This is a genomic window from Streptomyces sp. NBC_01304, assembly GCF_035975855.1.
Taxonomy (GTDB): Bacteria; Actinomycetota; Actinomycetes; order Streptomycetales; family Streptomycetaceae; genus Streptomyces.
In genome coordinates this window covers 7,422,892-7,443,493 of the sequence record NZ_CP109055.1, presented here as the reverse complement: position 1 = coordinate 7,443,493, position 20,602 = coordinate 7,422,892, and the positions used below count along the sequence as shown (strand labels likewise).

Annotated in this window: 25 protein-coding genes; 14 read left to right on the top strand and 11 right to left on the bottom strand. The window is 67.7% G+C overall.

Annotated elements, in window-relative coordinates:
* The first annotated feature begins 111 nt into the window (after positions 1 to 111).
* The 13 genes from OG430_RS32985 to OG430_RS32925 all read left to right on the top strand — a co-directional run bounded on the left by OG430_RS32985 (position 112) and on the right by OG430_RS32925 (position 8,214).
* Complete coding sequence (locus OG430_RS32985) at positions 112 to 504, top strand: hypothetical protein (protein WP_327356290.1); 393 nt, start codon at positions 112 to 114, stop codon at positions 502 to 504.
* Between the two features lie 65 nt (positions 505 to 569).
* The gene (locus OG430_RS32980) at positions 570 to 1,142 is read left to right on the top strand and encodes a hypothetical protein (protein WP_327356289.1); all 573 of its coding nucleotides are present in this window, start codon (positions 570 to 572) and stop codon (positions 1,140 to 1,142) included.
* A gap of 45 nt (positions 1,143 to 1,187) precedes the next feature.
* A complete protein-coding gene (locus tag OG430_RS32975; protein ID WP_327356288.1) occupies positions 1,188 to 2,867 on the top strand; it encodes a ParB/RepB/Spo0J family partition protein in 1,680 nt (559 codons plus the stop codon).
* A 116-nt stretch (positions 2,868 to 2,983) separates the two neighbouring features.
* On the top strand, positions 2,984 to 3,637 hold the full coding sequence (locus tag OG430_RS32970; RefSeq protein ID WP_327356287.1) for a hypothetical protein: 654 nt from the start codon (positions 2,984 to 2,986) through the stop codon (positions 3,635 to 3,637).
* Between the two features lie 41 nt (positions 3,638 to 3,678).
* The gene (locus tag OG430_RS32965; protein ID WP_327356286.1) at positions 3,679 to 4,077 is read left to right on the top strand and encodes a hypothetical protein; all 399 of its coding nucleotides are present in this window, start codon (positions 3,679 to 3,681) and stop codon (positions 4,075 to 4,077) included.
* Positions 4,074 to 4,352, top strand: a complete 279-nt coding sequence (locus OG430_RS32960) for a phiSA1p31-related protein (protein WP_327356285.1) — start codon at positions 4,074 to 4,076, stop codon at positions 4,350 to 4,352. Before OG430_RS32965 ends, OG430_RS32960 begins: the two co-directional genes overlap by 4 nt.
* Positions 4,340 to 4,825 carry a hypothetical protein gene (locus tag OG430_RS32955; protein WP_327356284.1) on the top strand — a complete coding sequence of 162 codons (486 nt, stop codon included), beginning with the start codon at positions 4,340 to 4,342 and terminating at the stop codon, positions 4,823 to 4,825. Before OG430_RS32960 ends, OG430_RS32955 begins: the two co-directional genes overlap by 13 nt.
* A gap of 108 nt (positions 4,826 to 4,933) precedes the next feature.
* Entirely contained in the window at positions 4,934 to 5,305 is a 372-nt protein-coding gene (locus OG430_RS32950; protein WP_327356283.1) for a hypothetical protein, read from the top strand.
* 67 nt (positions 5,306 to 5,372) lie between these two features.
* Positions 5,373 to 5,609: a hypothetical protein gene (locus tag OG430_RS32945; protein ID WP_327356282.1), complete on the top strand. Its 237-nt coding sequence runs from the start codon at positions 5,373 to 5,375 to the stop codon at positions 5,607 to 5,609.
* A 386-nt stretch (positions 5,610 to 5,995) separates the two neighbouring features.
* Positions 5,996 to 6,439 (top strand): hypothetical protein, encoded by a 444-nt coding sequence (locus OG430_RS32940; protein WP_327356281.1) that lies wholly within the window; start codon positions 5,996 to 5,998, stop codon positions 6,437 to 6,439.
* Positions 6,436 to 6,903 carry a hypothetical protein gene (locus OG430_RS32935; protein ID WP_327356280.1) on the top strand — a complete coding sequence of 156 codons (468 nt, stop codon included), beginning with the start codon at positions 6,436 to 6,438 and terminating at the stop codon, positions 6,901 to 6,903. Before OG430_RS32940 ends, OG430_RS32935 begins: the two co-directional genes overlap by 4 nt.
* Positions 6,900 to 7,628 carry a hypothetical protein gene (locus OG430_RS32930; RefSeq protein WP_327356279.1) on the top strand — a complete coding sequence of 243 codons (729 nt, stop codon included), beginning with the start codon at positions 6,900 to 6,902 and terminating at the stop codon, positions 7,626 to 7,628. The genes OG430_RS32935 and OG430_RS32930 overlap by 4 nt, the downstream gene beginning before the upstream one ends.
* Before the next feature lie 97 nt (positions 7,629 to 7,725).
* Positions 7,726 to 8,214, top strand: coding sequence for a hypothetical protein (locus OG430_RS32925; RefSeq protein WP_327356278.1), 489 nt, complete (start codon positions 7,726 to 7,728; stop codon positions 8,212 to 8,214).
* Between the two features lie 453 nt (positions 8,215 to 8,667).
* Here the strand turns inward: OG430_RS32925 and OG430_RS32920 are convergent, their stop codons facing one another.
* The 5 genes from OG430_RS32920 to OG430_RS32900 form a co-directional block, all read right to left on the bottom strand.
* Complete coding sequence (locus OG430_RS32920; protein ID WP_327356277.1) at positions 8,668 to 9,240, bottom strand: dihydrofolate reductase family protein; 573 nt, start codon at positions 9,238 to 9,240, stop codon at positions 8,668 to 8,670.
* A 163-nt stretch (positions 9,241 to 9,403) separates the two neighbouring features.
* A complete protein-coding gene (locus OG430_RS32915) occupies positions 9,404 to 10,063 on the bottom strand; it encodes an O-methyltransferase (RefSeq protein WP_327356276.1) in 660 nt (219 codons plus the stop codon).
* 40 nt (positions 10,064 to 10,103) lie between these two features.
* A complete protein-coding gene (locus OG430_RS32910; RefSeq protein WP_327356275.1) occupies positions 10,104 to 10,925 on the bottom strand; it encodes an HAD family hydrolase in 822 nt (273 codons plus the stop codon).
* Positions 10,922 to 13,381, bottom strand: coding sequence for a phosphoribosyltransferase (locus OG430_RS32905; RefSeq protein ID WP_327356274.1), 2,460 nt, complete (start codon positions 13,379 to 13,381; stop codon positions 10,922 to 10,924). Before OG430_RS32905 ends, OG430_RS32910 begins: the two co-directional genes overlap by 4 nt.
* Positions 13,382 to 13,399: 18 nt before the next feature.
* Positions 13,400 to 14,575 (bottom strand): HpcH/HpaI aldolase/citrate lyase family protein, encoded by a 1,176-nt coding sequence (locus OG430_RS32900; RefSeq protein ID WP_327356273.1) that lies wholly within the window; start codon positions 14,573 to 14,575, stop codon positions 13,400 to 13,402.
* Between the two features lie 187 nt (positions 14,576 to 14,762).
* Between OG430_RS32900 and OG430_RS32895 the strand changes: the two genes are divergently transcribed.
* Complete coding sequence (locus OG430_RS32895) at positions 14,763 to 15,593, top strand: TerD family protein (RefSeq protein WP_327356272.1); 831 nt, start codon at positions 14,763 to 14,765, stop codon at positions 15,591 to 15,593.
* A gap of 8 nt (positions 15,594 to 15,601) precedes the next feature.
* On the opposite strand, the gene OG430_RS32890 is transcribed toward OG430_RS32895, so the two are convergent.
* From OG430_RS32890 to OG430_RS32865, 6 genes are all read right to left on the bottom strand, one after another.
* A complete protein-coding gene (locus tag OG430_RS32890; RefSeq protein WP_327356271.1) occupies positions 15,602 to 16,351 on the bottom strand; it encodes a TerD family protein in 750 nt (249 codons plus the stop codon).
* Between the two features lie 135 nt (positions 16,352 to 16,486).
* On the bottom strand, positions 16,487 to 17,632 hold the full coding sequence (locus tag OG430_RS32885; RefSeq protein ID WP_327356270.1) for a DUF475 domain-containing protein: 1,146 nt from the start codon (positions 17,630 to 17,632) through the stop codon (positions 16,487 to 16,489).
* A gap of 70 nt (positions 17,633 to 17,702) precedes the next feature.
* Entirely contained in the window at positions 17,703 to 18,278 is a 576-nt protein-coding gene (locus OG430_RS32880) for a TerD family protein (protein WP_327356269.1), read from the bottom strand.
* Between the two features lie 166 nt (positions 18,279 to 18,444).
* On the bottom strand, positions 18,445 to 19,020 hold the full coding sequence (locus OG430_RS32875) for a TerD family protein (protein ID WP_327356268.1): 576 nt from the start codon (positions 19,018 to 19,020) through the stop codon (positions 18,445 to 18,447).
* Between the two features lie 179 nt (positions 19,021 to 19,199).
* The gene (locus OG430_RS32870; RefSeq protein ID WP_327356267.1) at positions 19,200 to 19,676 is read right to left on the bottom strand and encodes a peroxiredoxin; all 477 of its coding nucleotides are present in this window, start codon (positions 19,674 to 19,676) and stop codon (positions 19,200 to 19,202) included.
* A 135-nt stretch (positions 19,677 to 19,811) separates the two neighbouring features.
* Entirely contained in the window at positions 19,812 to 20,246 is a 435-nt protein-coding gene (locus OG430_RS32865) for a DUF3052 domain-containing protein (RefSeq protein WP_327356266.1), read from the bottom strand.
* Between the last annotated feature and the right edge of the window lie 356 nt (positions 20,247 to 20,602).

Here is a 20,602-nt window from a genome sequence, read left to right as displayed (position 1 = left end):
GCACCTTCCCCCTGAACTGCACAAACGGGTTTGACGCCCCCTCTGCGAAGAGTAGAATTCAAGTATCAGTTGGAGGGGAAATCCCTTCCATTACGACGAACGGACTCCCCCATGACCGCCACCATCCGCGCCCTTCGCATCGACCTCGACGGCCAGGTCCGCGACCTCGATATCGGCACCACACTCAATGAGCAGTCGAAGGTCATCGCGCGTGCGCTGCTCGACTCGGTGGAGGCCGTGCAGTTCATCAGGCGGACGAGCGGGCCCTCGATCGCCGTGCTCGCCGGGGAGCACCGCGACAACAAGCTCCCCAACTTCTACGCGGGTCTTGCCGTTCACGACCTCGCCGGAAGTCTCGGCCATGAACTCCAGGGACCGGTCGTCTTCGCCGGATACACGCGTGACGGCGAACTCGCAGACCTCCCCCAGGACGCGGCCGATGAGATTCGCGCACTGTGCCCGGACAACCCCGACGGCATTCCGGCCATCGTCCACATCCGCTGAACCCGCCCGCGGTACGGCCACCGCCCCGCCCCGTCCGCCGCACCTCTGGAACAGGACTTCTTCGCATGACCTCCACGGACACCACCGGCCTGCCGCCGATCACCGTTTCCCTGTTCGGCCTGCACCTTCTGGCCGAGGACCTTGCCGGGGAGCTCGGCGTCTGGAACGTCGTCGACGACTTCGAGCCCCGCCAGGCCCCCTCCGTCCACCTCATCGCCCCCGACCGCCGCGCGATCGGACTGCGTCTCCTCTTCGGCGGGCGGGCAGTGCAAGCCTTCGCCATCGGCGGCACACCCTCCGAGCCCGACACAAGCACCGACGAGCCCGGCCGTCACCGCCTGGCGGAGGGCATGCGCTACAGCACCGGCGTCACCTTCACTCACGCCGAGACTCCGCTGGAGTCGCTCCTGACGGCTGTGCGCACCGTGCTGCTCCCGGCATTCAACGGCCACCGTCCCTCACTGAACTCGCGCGGCCGCCGCCTCGCTCCCGCACCTGCCGAGCCGGTCAAGGAGGCCGACGAGGCGAAGCCTGCGGCGAAGGCGGGTCCCAAGTCCCGCGCGCGCAAGAGCACTGCCCGGACGAACGACGCGAAGCCCGCTCGCCGCAAGAAGGCGGCCGCTACCACCGCCATCTGAGTCCACCGCCCCGGATTACTGTCCACTCGCACGCGAAAGGTCATCATGACCGTCATTGACACCGAGAAGCCCGCGACCAGCACCGATCCTGGCGCGGAGGTGACCGCTGAACCGGCCGTCGGCGTCGAAGGGTTCGCCGGTGCGTTCGCCTGGGTCGACCCGCACACGCTGGTCGTCGACCCGTACAACCACCGCAAGCCCCATCCATCGGCGTCCAAGGACGACGAAGGCACCGAGGACGAGGAGTCCACGCAGGAGGGTGAGGACACCACCGAGCCGGATCCCGAACTGATCGCTTCTGTCGAGGAGATCGGCGTGCAGACCCCGCTGCTGCTGCGCCCGCAGGACGACGGGAAGACGCTCGGCATCATCTTCGGCCAGCGCCGCTTCAAGGCCGCCGTCCTCGCCGCGGAGAAGGCGATCGCCGCCGGCCGCTCTTACCTGCTGGTTCCGGCGATCATCCGGACCGACCTCAAAGGCGTGGACGATGACGCGCTGACAATCAGCCTGATCGAGAACAAGCACCGCAAGGCCGCCTCCGTACGCGATGACATCAACGCGGTACGGCAGTTGTCGCTGATGAAGATCAGCAAGACCCGCAAGGCCAAGCACGCCCGCTCCCTGGGCCTGACACCCGAGCAGGTCAAGGCCGCCGAGACGGCGGACAAGCTGAGCGACAAAGCTCTCAGCAAGGCCCTTCAGTACGACTTCGATTTCCTGGAGCTGGCCGATCTGCACGAAGTCGAGAGCCTCGACCATGCCTTGTGGTGGCTGCGCGACGCCAAAAAGTGCGACCTGGAGCAGGGCACCGGTCAGCGCGGCAACTGGGCGCACACCATGCAGCAGTTGCGCGACCAGCTCATCGACCAGGCCGAGCGCGCGAAGGTCACCGAGGAACTTGCTGCGGCCGGCATACCGCTCGTCGACCGCTGCTGGGACTGGACGAGGACCGCCGCCCGCCCCCTCACCGACCTCGTGACGGCAGACGGCGAACCGGTCACACCCGAGACCCATCGCGCCTGCCCAGGCCATGCAGCGTTCCTCGACCGGCAGGAGCCTGTCGCGGTGTGGCTGTGCCAGGACTGGCTCAAGTGCGGGCACCAGCTCAGCCCCGACGCTCCCAAAGACACCCGGGCACACAAGGACAAGGAGCTGGAGAAGGAGGAGCGGCGCACCGTCATCCAGAACAACAAGGCATGGCGGGCAGCCCGGTTGGTGCGCCACGAGTTCCTCGCCACGCTGTGCACCCGCAAGGGCGACGCGTCGCCCGCTGCATGGAAGGTGATCATGACGACGATCACCGGCACCAGTTACCTGTACGAGCACTTCATCGACACCGCCGACACGACCCTGACGGCTACGTTCCTGCGCGTCCCGGACCCCAATGAGGACCGCAACAAGTGGACTCGGGTCGGTGACCCGTTCGCCGAGGTGATCGCGAAGACCCCGGCTTCGCGCCGGTGGCAGATCCTGCTCGCGCAGGTCTGCGCTGCGCACGAGCAGCAGGCCATGGGCGACAGCGCCTGGCGCGGGGAGATCAGCTCCACCACCGCCGCCTGGCTCACGCTCCTGAAGGGCGAGGGCTATGCGCTTTCCTCCATCGAGGCCGAGACGCTGGCGAGGGCTGAAGAGCAAGCGCAGAAACGGGCCGAAGCACTGGCTGCAGAGGAGAAGGCCCAGGCGGAGAGGGACGCGGTACAGGATGCCGAGCTAGCCGCCGCCTGACGAGCACAGCCCTGTTGACCTGCATAAACGGGTTTGACGCCCCCTTCGTGAAGAGTAGAATTGACGTAACGGATGGAGGGGGCGCCACCTCCCAAGCACCACGAACGGAACATGCAATGACACCCACCACCCCCAACCGCAGCAACGTCCTCAACGCCCTGGAAGCCGCTAACCGCCCCCTTCAGCGATACGACCTCCTCGTAGCCGTCTTCTGGGAGATCGGATACAACCGCGACACCTACCGCACCATCCATGACCTCCCCAACGAATGCCTCCAGTGGCTCCGGTTCATCGACCGCATGCACACCGACGGAGAACTCGTCCTCCTCCCCTCCACGAAGTGGCGGCAGATACTCGGCACCGCCTTCGACACCGCCACCATCCACAAACAGCGCGGCTACTTCTGGTTCGCCACCCATAACCAGTACGCCCTCTGGTCCTCGGCCGACCGCACCCGAAGCGAACGCATCCTTGAGATCACCGCACGCCTCAAGACCGCGAACCTGCCCCCGCTCGAACTCCACCGCACCCACTGGGCCCGCAACGGCGGCCTCGTCGACGCCGACGACCCCGAAGCCGTACACACCTCCCTCGAGATCCTCGAACCAGACGGCGCACGCGTCGCTGAAGTCCTGTGCAATCACGCACCCGACGACGAGCAGCCCGCCCACACCCTCGCCGCCGCGCAGGCAGCAGCCGACCTCCTCGTGAACGCCCCCGCCGACCTCGCCTTCCTCCTAGCCCTCGTCAACGACAAGACCAGCCGATGATGCTCCTCTACGGAGCCTCGGTCTCCGCAAAGCCCCACCTCGTGACAGTGGCCACCTGGCCGACCGACCCTGACCAGCTCGTCCTCACCCGCTGCGGCCGCCTCGCCCTGCACGAGATCCCCGAACCCGCCCCAGGCCACCTGTGCGGCAGCTGCAAGCGCCTGCACGAGAGCGACCAGCGGCAGGAAGCAGCCGACCTAAAGCACCACCAACGCCGCCTCGAACCCGTCTGCCGCCAGATCGCCGACGAAATCCGACACCTGCGCGCCCAGCTCCTCACCGACATCGAACTGCCCGCCTACCTCCCGATGACACCCGCTCACCGCTCCGCAAAGTCATCCATCGTCACCGGGCTCCTCACCGCGCTGTCGATCGCTCTCGGTCGCCCCGGTGATGACGCCGCGGCCGAGAACTACCTCCAGCAGGCAGGTCGGCAGTGAACGGCCTTCCCTGGCAGGCAGGCTTCCCCACCACCATCTACGCCTTCAACGGCCACACATACGACCTCACCCGCCCCTACATCGCGCCCGACGGCTCGATATGGCGCTGGACCCGCTGGTGCACCGAACACCGGCGCCCCGTCGCCACCCGCAGCGGACACACCCCCGGCGACCCCGCAGCCAGCGCCGAGATCCGCGAACTCATCGCAGGCCACGCCTATCGCTACCTCGCCCGCCCCAACACCACGCAAGGAACACCCTCGTGGAAGCAGTGACCTGGCTCCGCCCCGAATACCAAGGCCGCGAAAACGAACTGACCACGCTCGCCGGCGGCGCCCGACTCGTCGGCGTCACCCGCTCCGCCATCAGCAACTGGGCAGCCCGCCACAGCAACTTCCCCCGCCTCGTCCTACTGACCGGCCCCCTGAACCAACGGACCAAGTACGTCGTCCGCGAAGAGCTCGTCGCCTTCGCCCGCGCACAGCGCAACAAGCCCCGCAGCGAGGTACGGACTCACAAACCCCACCGGCCGAGCGTCGAAGTCCGCGCCAGTGAAGTCGAGCACTACACGCAGCAGGTCGCCCGTCTCACTGAGCTCGTCGACCGACACAAAAAGACCTTGGCCGGCGCCGAGACCCGGCTGCGCACCGCACGGAAGCGACTGCGCGAGGCCCACGCCGGACTGAACACCGAACTCGAAGCGGCCCACAAGCACAACACCCCCGAGACGAGCGCCAACGGTGACTGAACCTCCCTGACGGGCCGACTCCCCCGTCCGGCCACAGCCCACCGCGTGCCAGCACGGCCACCCATCTCAAGCAGAGCACCGCACCGCACCGCACCAGAGAGACCAGTCTTGAACTCCACGCCCAACCCGCCCCTGCCCAACCCGCGCCAGGCCAAAGGCTTCATGGTCACCACCGCGCTCCCGGCGGCTCTTCCCGCATCGCGCCTCCAAGAAGGTGACACCTTCGCCCTTCACGAGAACCCGGGCGAGCATCTGCTTGTCGAACAGACCAAAGCCCACCCCCACCTGCCCTCCCAGCTGATCATCACCGTCTCCGGCAAAGACACCCCGATCACACTGCACGCCAACGAAGCCATACGGCCCCTACGGATGCCCCGAACCGTTCACGTCACCTGCCAGCTATGCGGCCGGACCACCGAAACCCATCTCGAACTCGTCGCCAACGGCGAGCCGAAGACATGGGTCTGCAACCGGCACTGACGAGCCTGCGGGCGGGCCCGCGAGGACCGCCCGCCTCCACAAGCGCCACAAACAGGACACCTGCGCAGTGACCTATGACGCTGAACGCACCATCACCGTTGGCGACATCACCATCCACGCGCGAACCAGCAACCCAATCACCCTGGGCCTCAATGTCATCACCTCCGGTCAGGTCGCCGTCCGCGCTCCCCGGCACGCCATCAACACCCAGGCGGCCGACCTTGCTCGGCGTCATCGCCGCTGGATCCACCGCCCCTTCAAGGCGTCATCGCCATCACGCCTTCCAGCCCGACAAGGCCCTTGAGGCGGTGACGGAGTTCAGCACCCTCCGGCAGCCCCCCGCCCGTGGATCGCCTCGGCCACCCATCAGACCGAGCCACTCCCATGCCAGCAGGACCCCGCCTCCGGCTTCCGACCCTCGACGCGGCAAGACATGGCCGCAAACTTGAACATTAGGCCGCAAACCGTCACCAGACCGCACGCCGCCATCGGCCAGGAATGACTCAAAATCGCCTGCCCTCAAACTAGGAGAACAGCCATGAAACCGGCCATACCGATCACATCCCCGACCACACTCCACACGTTCCGGACCCACTGCCATCCCACCCTCCGGAAGGAGCACGAGCAGAAAGCCGTACACCTCAACACCCGCGAGCAGGAAGGCCGCCAACTGTGACAACAACGACCCGCATGCCTCGCACTGATGCAGTCCGACCAGGTCTCGGCAAGGACTGGCGCGCGGTGTGGGAAATCGTGCACCACACGCTCAACGACGACGGGGAACGAGGCACGTCGTGCATCGTCACTCAGCTCGAAGCGCACCCGCTGACATCGAACACCACCCTTGCCCACGCCGTGTTCGTACGCCTGACGCAAGACCCAGACACTCCCGAAGCCGACATGCTCGACGCGCAGTCGCGACTGCTGGGCTACGCCGCAGGCGAGCCCTACGAAGACGGAACGCTCCCCCGCATACATAGAGTCCTCTGCACCGAATGCGGCTCAGACCAAGTGGCGTTCACAACGAGATCCTGGGCGAACTGCCGGACCTGCGGCCAGGGGCAGCCACAGGGCGAAGCAATGCTGTGCTCCGAGTACTGCAAGGACTGCAGCGCGAAGGCGCTGAGCGCATGACCAACGCAATCACCACGGCCGTCATCACGGAGATGTTCCCTCCACCGCCCGACGGCCGCACGCCAGAAGAACTGAGGGCCGAAGCCGAGGCCCTGGTCCCCACCGACGTCGACGAGTTCGACGAGACGTACTCCACCTCGTACGGCGTGCACAACGCCGAGGGCCCGTGGCCGAGATGGCTGGCCATTGCGCTCGTCTTCCGCGGCCTCAGCAAGAGCGCAACGATCGCCATCGAATACGGGGAAGTCACCATCCGGCATGCCGACGGCTCCTCATCGACGCTACGCCCCCGCGGCACCGACCCCGTACGACCGGACGTCCCCCCAATGGGCTGCCGGTACTGCGGACTGACCCGTAGACACAGCACCCAATCCTCGGCCTGGGGCAAGCACGCCTACACCGAACCAACACAGTTCCAGATCAAGGCGCGAATGCTGGAGCGCCGGAAGAAGGCAGGAAAGTGAACGCGCAGGAGATCACCACACCGGACGGAGTGCGGCGACCGACCCACTGGGAGTGGGACGCCGAGATGATCACGGGCACGGCGGCACGAACGCTGCTTTGGGGGCTGATGCCGTGCCCGCTGGACGGCCGGGAGAACCAGCTCCACGACTGGATACGGTTCGAGGTCTCCTACAACGACAAGGGCCACATCGTCGGGCTGAATCCGATCGCATGCGACCTCATGCCCAAGCACAACGACGACCCCAAGTCAGCGTTCGAGATGAGCATCCACCGCATCACCGCACTCGGCTTCGACCTACGCAGCAGCGTCCACTACCGGCCCGGCAAGGTACTCATCAGCATCAAGGACGAGCGGACCAGCGAAGACGTATTTGCCTGCCTCTTCGACCTGAACGACGCACCCGGCCAGCACTTCCACGTCGGCAATGCCATCGACGCGACGCACGGCGACGAAGGAGTGTGGGATCACGAGCGGATCATGACCGCCGCCGGCCACAACCCGTCCTTCCTCCACGAGGAGTGCCGCATCTGCGGACAAGAGTTCCAGCACCATGAGCGCCTGGTCCTACGCGTCGCCCGCGGCGACGAGCACGACCCCGCCAAGATCCACTGCGCCCTCGTCATAGCCTGCGGGCCCAACGCAGATATCCCTGAGTCCAGCCGCAGGGTCGCCCGGCTGGAGGCACACGGCATCGGCAGAGTGCCAGGCCTCAACCACCGGTGAACGAACACTCACGACGGGGCTGCAATCCACCCTCTACCCTGACCATAGGAAAGCCCAAGCACGGCGCCGCAACACCTGTAACCCCATGGAGAACCCCATGACCACCCCCGAAGCCCGCGCCGCCGGCCTCTTCCTCGGCGCCTTCAACACCGCCTTTGAAGACGACCGGCGCATGACGATCTCCGTCCACACAGAAGGCGGCACCGTCTCCGTCCTAGGACAACTCTCCGACAACCACCGCATGACCTTCCAGGCTGAGGACGTCACATTTCTCGTCGACCGCCTCGCCAACCTCCTCTCCAAGGAAAAGCCGCAGGGCTCCCTGACCGTCACTGTGCCCCACCTCGGACACATCAGAGTGCCCATCGACGCCTGGGCATGGAGCCTCACTGCTGACGGCAGCACAGAACCGCTCGACCCGGAACTGGCTGTCATCCTGCTCCCCTCAAGCGCGAACTTCCCACAGCCGGACGCCGACCTCGGCAATGGCATCTTCCACAGCACACCCTCCGCATCGATGGACAGCGAAACCCTGTCCGAGCTTCGCCGACGCGGCCTCACCATCACGGACTTCGACACCGCCTGAGTCCGCAGCCCGCGTTCGCTGCGGTGCTAGGCCGCGAACCCTGAGCGGTAGTCCGTCGATTGCCTAGCAATGCGTTAGCTGCGGCTTTGATACAGATGATCGCGTGAAGGGCCAGGCGGAGGGTCTCGGGGCACGCTCGGGGGACAGGCGGGGGACAGACGCCTAAGAACAGCCAGGGAAAGATCGGGAAGGATCCGGTAAGAACTGCTCTCGCCGCTAGGCTCCGCTCCTACCAGGACGAGCCTCTGACCTGCACGGATATCCATTTGACCTGGTCGAACACACTTCGGCGCTCTTGATCACGAAAGCATGATCCAACATCCTTACAAGGAGGATGTCGGCGGTTCGAAACCGTCCGCGCCCACAGCAATGACCAGCCAGGATGCCGATACGGCAGCCTGGCTGGTTTTTTGTGCCCCTACCGCGAGCAGCTGACGACGCCGGCGGACGACGTCAGCGGACGACGTCGAAAACGTTCTTCTGCAGGCCGTTGGCGTAGGCCTCGTGCTCGACCAGCTTCAGCTTCTGCTGGTCCTTGTCCGTGGCGCTGAAGAGCCGCTTGCCGGCGCCGAGCAGCAGCGGGAAGACGAGCAGGTGGTAGCGGTCGATCAGGCCGGCGTCCGACAGGGCCTGGTTCAGGGCGGCGCTGCCGTGGACGATGATCGGGCCGCCCTCGGTCTCCTTCAGCGCGGCGACCTCGTCGAGCGAGCGCAGGATCGTCTGCTCGCCCCAGTTGTCCACCAGGTCGTCCTCGGTGAGCTTGGTGGAGACGACGTACTTCGGCATCACCTTGTAGCCGGCGAAGTCCTCCATGTCGGGCCACACCGGGCTGAACGCCTCGTAGCTGGTCCGGCCGAGGAGTATCGCGGTGGCTTCTTCCTGCTCCCGGCCCTTGATCTCGAAGGCCTCGGGGAGGAATTCGATGTCCTTGAAGGTCCAGCCCGAGTTCCGGTAGCCCGGCTCGCCGCCCGGGCCCTCCACGACTCCGTCGAGGGAAATGAAGGCGGTGCTGATCAGGGTGCGCATCTCGGGTTCCTCGGTGTCTGGTGGCTGGTTGGCCGCAGGTAGGACGGTTTTCGGCCGGTGCGCGATTGGACCACACTCGTGGCTTCCTCGCACCAACTGTCATCTATGACTGCGGATCACGCGGGAACTCATCGGTCGCCGGCCGACTTTTCCGGGAGCGTCCTCAGAGCCTCCGCGCCAACGTCAGTCCGTCCGCCACCGCCAGCATCACGCTGTCCACGCGATCGTCCGCCCGTACGCGCTCGTTGAACTCCTTGATCGCCGCCGCGAGGCCGGTCGCCCCCGGGTCGGTGACCTCGCCGCGCAGGAACACGTTGTCCGCGACGATCAGGCCGCCGCGCCGCATGCGGGGCACCAACTCCTCCCAGTACGCGACGTAGTTGTCCTTGTCCGCGTCGAGGAACGCCATGTCGATGTGCGGGGCGAGGGGCAGTGCGCGCAGGGTGTCGAGCGCGGGGGCCAGGCGCAGGTCGATGCGGTCCGCCACGCCCGCCTTCTCCCAGGCGTCACGGGCGTGGGCCGTCCACTCCTCCGAGACGTCGCAGGTGAGGAGGGTGCCGCCGGGGGGCAGGGCCTGGGCCATCGACAGGGCGGACAGGCCCGTGAAGGTACCGACCTCGACGATGTGGCGGGCCCCGGTCAGGCCGACGAGGAACGCGAGCAGCGGGCCCTGCTCCTCGGCGACCTGCTTGCCCGCGTACATCGGCAGCTCGGTGTGCGTGACGTCGACGAGCATGCGCTGGACGGGGTCGAGCGGCGGGTTGTGGCCCAGCATGTAGGCGTACAGCTCGGCCGTGAGTGGTGTGCTGTTTCCCTTCGTCATGAGGGCAGCGTGCCCCAGCCGACGGCCGGGGCGACAGCCCTCAGCCGGACGCGTCCAGGAACTCGCGCAGGATCCGCTCCCCTGCCGCAACTCCCAGCTCCGGCAGCACCGTCAGCGAGGGCGCCGTCCAGCCCGTTTCCGCCAACTCGCCGTGCCCCGGCCGCCAGGCGCGGTCCGCCGCGAGCAGCAGGTCCGCGTCGAGGAGGGAGTCACCGGCCGCGAGGGTCAGCTCGGCGCCGGTCCGGCGGGCCACCTCGCGCATGGCGGCGCTCTTGGTCAGGGGCTTCGGCACGGCGTAGATCTTGCGGCCCTGCAGGGACACCGTCCAGCCGCGCCCCTGCGCCCACTCGCCGAGTTCCTTCACCCAGCCCTCGGGCAGCAGCGCGCGCTCGACGACGAGATACGCGAAGAGGTCCTCCGCCACCCGCTCCTTGAGAAGCCAGGACTCGTCGGCCGTACGCAGGAGATGTGCGCGCACCTCCGCGAGCGAGGCGCACTCGTCGGCGAGCCGGGCGGCGACCTGCCGCTGCCAGGACGCATCCGAGACGCCGTCGACGAGGATGTGCCCGCCGTTCGCGCAGATCGCGAACTGCGGGGCGGGGCCCGGGAGATGGATGCGCTGGTACTGCTCACGGGTGCGGGTCGTGGTCGGCACGAAGACCGCCTGCTCACCGAGTGCGGCGAGCAGGCCGGCCGCCGTCTCCGTCAGGTACGACAGCGGCTTGCCCTGGTACACCTCGACGCACAGCAGCCGGGGCGCCGACGCGTCCGGCATGTCCAGCTGCAGGGCGGGCGCGGAGTAGATCAGCGTACGGTCGAGATCGCTCGCCACCAGCGTGGTCGCGGTCCTGGTCGTGCTCATGCGGACGCCACCGCCTTGCCGTCCGCGCCCGTCGCGCCGCGCGTGTACTTGGGGTGGATCAACCCGACGCAGGTGTACGGGAGTTCGTCGACCTCCTCGACCGGCACCCCGCGCTGCTCCGCGAGCAGGCGTACGTGGTCCAGGTCGGCCCCGGCGCCCCGCTTGGCCAGGATCTTCCAGGGGACACGGCGAAGGAGCACGCGCGTCGTCTCGCCGACGCCCGGCTTCACCAGGTTCACGTCGTGGATCCCGTACGACTCACTGATCCGCTCAACCGCGGCCCAGCCCTCCCAGGTCGGCGCCCGGTCGGCCGACAGCAGCTCCTTGACCGACGCGTCCACCGCGTCCCCCACCTCGTCGAAGCGCGCGGCGACCGCGTCGAGGAACTGCACCGACACATCGGCCCCGGCCAGCTCCCGGTAGAACTTGGCCCCGTGGAAATCGTCGGGCCCGACCAGATCGGCCCGCAGCACGGTCCGCGATATCAGGCCGGAGACGGTCGAGTTGAGGCAGGCGGACGGGATGAGGAAGTCCTCACGCGTGCCGTAGGTGCGGACGCAGGAACCCGGGTCGGCGAGCACCGCGATCTCCGGATCGAAGCCGACAGCACCACCCGATGCCTCGAACTCCTTGACGGCCTCGGCGAGTTCACGGGTGATGGCGCCCTTGCCGGTCCAGCCGTCGACGAAGACGACGTCGGCCGGGTCATGGTGGGCGGCCAGGTAGCGCAGGGCGTTGGCGTCGATGCCGCGGCCGCGCACGATGGACACCGCGTAGTGCGCGAGGTCGACGCCGTGCCGGTGCTGGGCCCAGCGCCGCATCAGGACGCCGACGGGCGTGCCCGCGCGGGCCAGCGAGACGAGGACCGGGCGGGGCGTGCGTTCGGCGATGACCGTCTCGGTGACCACGCCGACGGCCTGCGCGATGCGGGCCGCCGACTCCGCGAGGGCGGCCTGGAACAGCTGCTGGTACTGCTCGCTCGGCTGGTACTCGACGGGCAGCGACTCCGCGTAGTGCGCGCCACCGCTCTGGATGGCCTCCTCGCGCTCCTCGGTGGGCGCCTCCAGCTCCGCGTCCGAGAGGTCCTGCAGCAGCCAGCCCACCTCGTCGGGTGCGTACGAGGAGAAGGCGGGGCCGCGAAGGGGCTCGGGCAGCATGCGGGGCCTTTCGGGTGCGTACGAGGGGACGTACGAAGGGATGACGGCCAGGACGACGCGCGAGGCGTGCCCGGCCAGCTGCGCCAACAGGCCGTCGGGAGCGTGCAGTTCGGGGGTGTCGGCGACGGAGTCCACGACGAGGACGATCGAGTCGAAGCCGCCGCCCGCGACGTTGTACGCGTACCGGGTGCCGGGCCCATCGGCCGGGGCGTCGTGCGCGGGGAAGGTGAGGCGGGTGCGGATCGCGTAGCCGGGGTCGTCGATGGCGAGGACGGGTGAGCGGGTGGTGGTGGAGTACGCGACGTCGAAGTCGCGGCCCTCCAGGTGGCCGGCCAGCCGCAGCGGGGCGTACATCAGTTCCTCGAAGCCGAGGACGAGCACCCGGCCCGCCTCCTCCGGGTCGCCGAGCGCCGCGGCCAGGCGGTCCGAGACGGCGGGCAGGGCTTGGGCGAGGGCGACCCGGTGGCGGGGCGTGAAGCCGTGCCGGCCGCCGTCGGGCAGGCCCTCGGGCCAGCCGAGGTCGACCCGCGTGACCGTGCCCGGTGCCGGACGCTGAGCGGGCACCGCACCCGACAGGGCGGCCTCCTGCTCGGCGACGATCGCCTGGCCCTTGTCGAGGACGCCCTCGGGCAGGCGCACCGTCCCGGTCGCGCCCGCGATCAGGTCGACCCGGGCCCCGATCTCGGCCGCGAAGGCTTCGAGCCGGCCCTGGTCCTCGGGCGAGCGCATGTCGACGAGCGCGACGATGACGTACCGGTCGCGCGGGTAGCGGGCGTGCAGGTCACGGATGGTGTTGAGGACGGTGTTCCCGGTGGAGAACTCGTCGTCGACGAGGACCAACGGGCCGTCGCCCGCGAGGAGTTCGGGATCCTCCGGCAGCAGCAGGTGCGAGGTCGCGTGCGAGTGGGCCTCCTCGAAGCCGCCCGCCTGCGCGACGCCCTCGACGGGCCGTCGGGTGGAGTGCAGATAGGGCGCGAGGGTCACCCCGTCGGCGACGCAGTGACCGAGCCCGGTCGCGGTCTCCGCATAGCCGAGGACGACCGCCCGCGCGGCTTCGGCCTCACCGAGCAGCGCGTACACCCGCTGCCCCAGCTCCTGCCCCGCCATGTACACGGTCGTGGGCCGCTGCGGAACGTGCTTGCCCAGCACGTTCGACACCAGCAGATGCGCCCGCTTGGGGTTGCGCCGCAGCGCGAGTCCGAGCAGGTCCTGCAGCTTCTCGTCGCCGACGAGTTCGACTCCGAGCCGCTCAGCGACCCAAGTACCCGACCACACTGCGTTGTTCACGTGGCTACTCATTCCTACCTATGTTGACGATCATCCGGGCAGCCCGGCGCTGAGCAGCTCCACGAAGCCGACGTCCTCGTTCGCGACGCCGAAGGCCTGCGCGCGCAGCAGGGTGCGTTCGGCCCAGGCGCGGTGCGGCTTCACCTCGTTCATCTTGTTCGCATAGCTGGACCCCATGGCCCCGCCGCCGTGCCGCTCCGGCCGCAGGATGTCCTGCGCGTCGCTGTACTCCTCGTGGCTGACCACGGAGAGCGCGTGCACGGGCAGGACGTGCGAGGGGTGGATGCAGGTCTTGCCGAGCAGGCCGTTGGCCCGGTCGAGCCCGATCTCCCGCAGCAGGCCGTCCATGTCGTGCTCGATGAGCGCCGTACGCAGCTCCTCTGCCCGGCCCAGGAAGGGGCTGGCCCGCAGCTGCGGCTTGAACATGCGCTCCTGGACCCGAAAGTACTCCCAGACCGGTCCGGTCACCGTAAAGCCGGTGCCGTCCGCCCGGCCCAGGACGTTCACGACGTCCGCGATGACGCCCGCCACGATCTGGACGTCGTACGCCGTCATGTCGGGCTGCCGGCGCAGTCCGTACGCCGAGCAGAAGTCGGTGACGCCGAGGCGCAGGGCGAGCACGCGGTCGCGGTACTTGTCGACGGTGCGGGCGATCCCGGTGAGCGTCTCGACGCGCGTCTCCAGGTGCAGCAGCTCCGGCGACTCCAGGACCGGCATCGCGAAGAGCCTGCGCCCGCTGCTCGCCTCGGCCGCGGTGAGCGCCTCGAGGAAGGGCACGCCCCGCTCCTCGGTGAACTTCGGCAGTACGAATCCGGACAACATTGCGGCGGCCGGTCCGAGGCGACGTACGAGATCGGGAATCTGCGCGGCCTCGCGTACCCGGACGAACAGCAGCGGAAGCTCCTGCGCACCGGGCTCACGGCTGACCTCGGCGAGCTCCGAGAACTGCCTGACCAGGTTCTCCTCGGCGGCGACGACATCGGCGTCGCTGATCGAGTCCTCCAGGCAGATCACCATGGACACGACGCCCCGCGCGGCCAGCTTCACGATGTCGGCGGCAAGGCGCGGCCTGGTGGCCGGGCTGTAGAGGGTGGCACCGAGCGCCGTGGAGAGCAGGGGTGCCGGGGAGTCGGCAGTGAACTCGCGCGGCTCGCTATGGAACAGACGATTCCGGATCTCAGGCGTGATATGCCCGAAATGACGCATGAGACTCCCCCGAGAAGACAAGGCCGGTGAATGGATGTGGCCGGTAATAGTACGTAGGGCAGCGTGTCAGGGGTTCCCGGTCGGCGTGAAATTCAGGTAACCCAGCCATGTCGGGCGTCCACACAATGCGCACACCAAGAGGCCCCCGCGTTGTCCTGGCCTGGACAGGGAAGGCAGGATGAACGGCATGACGCACGCGATGCTGAAGGGGTCGAACGTCCCGCTCGAAGCCACGGCCGTCCGCGCCGTGCTGCGCTGGGCCCCGAGCTCCGACGTGCCCGACGTCGACGCCTCGGCACTGCTGCTCTCGGCCGAGGGCCGGGTCCGCTCCGACGAGGACTTCGTCTTCTTCAACCAGCCACGACACCCGTCCGGCAAGGTGTGGCGCCTCGGCAAGAAGCGTCTGGCCGAGGGCCTGACCGACACCATCCAGGTGGATCTGGCGGGCCTCGACCCGGCGGTCGACAAGATCATGATCGTCGCGTCCGCGGAGGAGCGCCGCTTCGAGCACGTACGCGCACTGCGGATTTTGCTGTACGACGCCACCGCATCGGATGCGGAGCCGTACGCGTATTTCGATGTGAAGCCGGAGACGGGCGCCGAGACCGCACTGATCTGCGGCGAGCTGTACCGGCGCGGGGACGGCTGGAAGTTCCGGGCCCTGGGCGAGGGGTATTCCAACGGGTTGGTCGGCCTGGCCACCGACTTCGGGATCTCGGTGGACGAGTCCGAGCAGCAGGAGGCGGGCCCGGCGGGTCCGACCCCGGACGCCACGCCCGCGGCTCCGGTCCCGGCCCAGCCCGATGTGGCCTTGGCGCCGCAGCCCGCGTACGGCTACCCCCAGCCGCCCACTCAGGCGCCGCCGGCGCCCGCGTACGGCTACCCGCAGCCGGCCTCCCCACAGCCCGCGTACGGCTACCCCCAGCCCGCCTCGGCCGCCCCTGCCGGGGCCCCGGCGCAGGCCCCGGACCCGAACTTCCGGCTGCCTCCGCAGGGGCCGCAGTTCGTGGGCCGCTGAGCCCTGCCCTAACGCCGCTGCTCCGCGGTCGACTTGTAGCCGCGGCCCCACTGCAGTCCCCAGCCGTACAGCCGGTCGAGCTCGGCCTGGAAGCCGTACACGAACTTCACCTCGCGGCGCACGGTCAGCTCGCCCTTGACGTTCTCGATCGTCACCACCGCGCAGGAGCGCGCCTGCGGGGCCCGCTCGTCGAGGTCGATCTCGATGCGCGGGCCGCTGCTCGGGTAGAGCGTCACCTTGGCGTGCGTACGGTCGAACGCCGGGGTCTCGTCATAGATGTAGACGAAGACCAGCAGACGTTTGATGGCTTCCCGGTGGTCCAGATTGATGTAGACCGTCTCACCGGAGGCCGAGCCGAACCGGTCGTCGCCGCTGAGCTTCACGAACGGCGGCCCGTTCAGGTCCCCCAGGAAATTGCCGAGCGGCTGCACCACGCCCTTGGCGCCGTCCACCAGCTCGTACATGCAGCCCAGGTCGAGGTCGACATTGACCACGCCCTGGGTGTGGCCCTGCACCACATCGGGCTGGAACAGCTTGAACGGGTGCCGCAGCAGCCGGCCGTTCTGCCTGGAGCGGCCCTCGATGTCGGACGTCCGCATCTGCCAGGAGAGGTTGACCCGCAGATTTCCGCTGGCCGCGCCCTGTTTGCTCAAGCTGACCGTCGGGTGCCGCTTGGTCAGCTCGATCGAGTTGGTCGCCGCGCTGCCGGACTCGAACTGCGCGGAGTTCCCGCGCCAGAACCTCTCCCATGCGGACATCCCGCCGCCACCCCACCTTGTGTGCCGTGCCCCTGCGCCGCCGCAGGGGCCCCGTACCGATGAAAACGGGGCGGCCCAGAGGTTCAGGACCTCCTGGCCGCCCCGCTTCAGAGCGTTCCCTCAACTACCGCCGGGTCACACCCCGGACGAGACTTCGGCCTTCTCGTCCGAGGCGTCAGCTTTTCCCTCTGCGGCCGCCAGCGCCTTGTTGCGGCGCACGGAGGACCAGAAGGACCAGGCGATCAGGAGGACGCCGACCGAGCCGGTGATGACCTCGTGGATCTCGTACTGGATGGTGACGAGGAGGATGACCGCGAGCGCACCGATCGCGTAGTGCGCGCCGTGCTCCAGGTACACGTAGTCGTCCAGGGTGCCCTGGCGGACCAGGTAGACCGTGAGCGACCGGACGTACATGGCGCCGATACCGAGGCCGAGAGCCATCAGGACGATGTCGTTGGTGATGGCGAAGGCGCCGATGACACCGTCGAAGGAGAAGGACGCGTCCAGGACCTCGAGGTAGAGGAACATGAAGAACGCGGCCTTACCGGCCATGGCCACGGCCGAGCGCGGCTTGCCGGCCTTCTTGGCCTCTTCCTCTTCCTCGTGCTCGCGCTCCTCGTCCTCTTCGAGCTTGTTCTCGAAGTAGCCGGAGAGACCGCCGACGATCATGTACGTGACGAGACCGAAGACGCCGGAGATCAGCACCGTCTGCGCCTTGTCCACATGCCCGGTGTGGGTGTGGGCGTTGACCGCGAACGTCATCGAGGTGATGGCGAGCACCAGCAGCGCGATACAGGCCGACAGCATGTCGACCTTGCCGAGCTTGGCCAGGGGCCGCTCGAGCCACTTGAGCCACTGGATGTCCCGCTCCTCGAAAATGAAGTCGAGGAAGATCATCAGCAGGAACATGCCACCGAAGGCGGCGATCGACGCGTGGGCGTCGGTCACCAGCTCCTTGTAGTGCTCCTTCTCGTTCAACGCCAGGTTCACCGCGTCGATCGGGTTGAGCTTGGCGCTGATCGAGACGATCGCCACCGGGAAGACCAGCCGCATACCGAAGACGGCGATGATCACGCCGATGGTGAGGAAGATCTTCTGCCAGAAGGCATTCATCTTCTTCAGGATCCCGGCGTTGACCACCGCGTTGTCGAAGGACAGCGAGATCTCGAGGATGGACAGGATCGCCACGATCCCGAAACCGGTCCACCCCCCGTAGAGCACCGCTGCGACCAGGCCGATCGCGGTGACCGCGAACGACCAGCCGAAGGTTTTCAGTACCACTGGCTTCCCTATCGTTGGTTACGGGACTCCCCCGCGCCGAGTACGGGGCTCCCCCGAGCCGCGCGCGGCTTTACGAAACGTTGACCCCGAAGTCTAGAGCGATACCGCGCAGTCCCGACGCGTACCCCTGCCCAACGGCACGGAACTTCCATTCGGCGTTGTAGCGGTACACCTCGCCGAAGATCATCGCGGTCTCGGTGGAGGCGTCCTCGGAGAGGTCGTAGCGCGCGATCTCCTGGCCGTCGGCCTGGTTGACCACGCGGATGAAGGCGTTGCTGACCTGGCCGAACGACTGGCCGCGGTTCTCGGCGTCGTGGATCGAGACCGGGAAGACGATCTTCTCGACATTGGCCGGGACCTTGGCCAGGTCGACCAGGATCGACTCGTCGTCGCCCTCGCCCTCACCGGTGAGGTTGTCACCGGTGTGCTCCACCGAGCCGTCCGGGCTCTTGAGCTGGTTGTAGAAGATGAACCACTCGTCGCCGAGCACCCGGCCGCCGTTGCACAGGAGTGCGCTGGCGTCGAGGTCGAAGGGGGCTCCGGTGGTGGAGCGTGCGTCCCAGCCGAGCCCGATCAATACCTGCGTGAGGTTGGGTGCGGCCTTGGAGAGGGAGACATTGCCTCCCTTGGCGAGCGTGACGCCCATGTTCGTGTTCCTCCCCGAGTGGTGGAGCAGAGTGCAAAGAGGTGGTGAGCGCGTCCGGCGCCGCACAGCATGTGTGCGGCGCCGGACGGCTGGAACGCTGAGGCTCCGAACGACTCAGACGTACGGCTCGGTCGTAAGACCCGGTCGTACGCCTCGGACGTACGACTCAGACGTTCACGCCGAAGTCCTGCGCGATGCCGCGCAGGCCCGAGGCGTAGCCCTGGCCGATGGCGCGGAACTTCCACTCCGCACCGTGCCGGTAGAGCTCACCGAAGACCATCGCGGTCTCGGTGGAGGCGTCCTCGGAGAGGTCGTAGCGCGCGATCTCGGCGCCGCCCGCCTGGTTCACGACGCGGATGAACGCGTTGCGGACCTGGCCGAAGGACTGCTGGCGGTTCTCGGCGTCGTAGATGGAGACGGGGAACACGATCTTGGTGATCTCGGCCGGTACGCCGGCCAGGTTCACCTTGATCTGCTCGTCGTCGCCCTCGCCCTCACCGGTGGTGTTGTCACCGGTGTGCTCGACCGAGCCGTCCGGGCTCTTGAGGTTGTTGAAGAACACGAAGTTCGCATCGCTGCTGACCTTCCCGTCCTCCTTCGTCAGGATGGCGCTGGCGTCCAGGTCGAAGTCCGTACCGGTGGTGGTACGGATGTCCCAGCCGAGGCCGACCGTGATGTCGGTCAGGCCGGGGGCTTCCTTCGACAGCGAGACGTTGCCGCCCTTGCTGAGGCTGACTCCCATGAGTCCTCCCAATGGTGTCTAGGGGCAGCGCCCCCGAAGTACGTGCGTTGGCATCGGATCAACGACTGGATCCTAGTGACCGGTTCCCGGCTCAAACAGGCTCTTCGCCCGAAGGATCACGTTGTGGCCGTGTTCCCGGCCCGATCTTTCCCAAGGATTCGGTGATCCTCGGGAAGGATTCAGCCGACGGCGATCGCGCTGAGCGCCGTCACGTACTCGTTCAGGTCGCGCGCGTCAGGCAGCGCGTTGACGACGCTCCAGCGGACCACGCCCTCCTTGTCGATGATGAAGGTGCCGCGCACCGCGCAGCCCTTCTCCTCGTCGAAGACGCCGTAGGCCCGCGAGGCCTCGCCGTGCGGCCAGAAGTCGGACAGGAGCGGGTACTCGAGGCCCTCCTGCTCGGCGAAGACGCGCAGCGTGAACGGCGAGTCGTTCGACACGGCGAGCAGCTGGACGTCGTCGTTGACGAACTTCGGCAGCTCGTCACGGAGCGCGCACAGCTCGCCGGTGCACACACCGGTGAACGCGAACGGATAGAAGAGCAGCACCACCGTCTTCTCACCGCGGAAGTCGGAGAGCCGCACGGTCTCGCCGTGCTGGTTCTTCAGCTCGAAGTCCGGGGCCTTGGTGCCGGCATCGATCGCCTGCAGCGCCATGAGTACGCCAATCCCTTCGAAGGGGCTGTTCGGGTGGTGCCCAGCCTACGAGAGACGACCCGAGGCACACGTCGAAGCCCCCGTCGACCACAGGGGTCGACGGGGGCTTCGGTGGCTTCTGCCGGGCAGGGCGCCTCAGCGCTTGCCGGCCGCCTTGGGCGTGAGGAGCCTGGTGCCGCTCCAGTCCTTGCCCGCGTTGATGCTCTTGGTCTGAGACAGACCGGCGGTCGTCGCCGCCTCGCCGATGTCGCTCGGCTCGACGTAGCCGTCGCGGCCGGTCTTCGGCGTCAGCAGGAGGATGGAGCCGCCCTCCTCGATGTACGCGATGGCGTCCACCAGCGCATCGGTCAGGTCCCCATCGTCCTCACGGAACCAGAGCACCACGGCATCGGCGACATCGTCGTACTCCTCGTCGACGAGCTCGCCGTCATCGCCCAGGACCTCCTCGATAGCCTCGCGGAGCTCCTGGTCGACGTCGTCGTCGTAGCCGATCTCCTGGACCACCTTGCCGGGCTGGAAACCAAGCCTTACGGCAAGGTTTGTTTCCGCGTGGTCCGCGGTCGCGCTCACGGATTGCCTCCTGATCATGTTTCGGAAAGTTTGGTGGCCGCGCGCGTACGCGTGGCGTTGGCCGTAGTCCACACGGGCGGGGCGGATCGCGCAAGTACCCGGCCGTCGAGACCGCCGAAACGGTGACGTTCCAGGCCGTGTCACCGCAACTTATTGCCCGATTTCGCCCCACTCAGTGATTCATCCCACACCGTTCTGCCGGATTTGCCGGGCCTGGGGGTCTTCCCGGTCGGGGGCCCCGTCGATTAAAGGCGGCACCCGGGACTTTTCGAGTCGACATCCAGGACTTTCGTACGGGATCCATGGTCCAACGTCCTGGAGGAACACTCCAGCGGGGTGGGCGTATCGTTGCGATT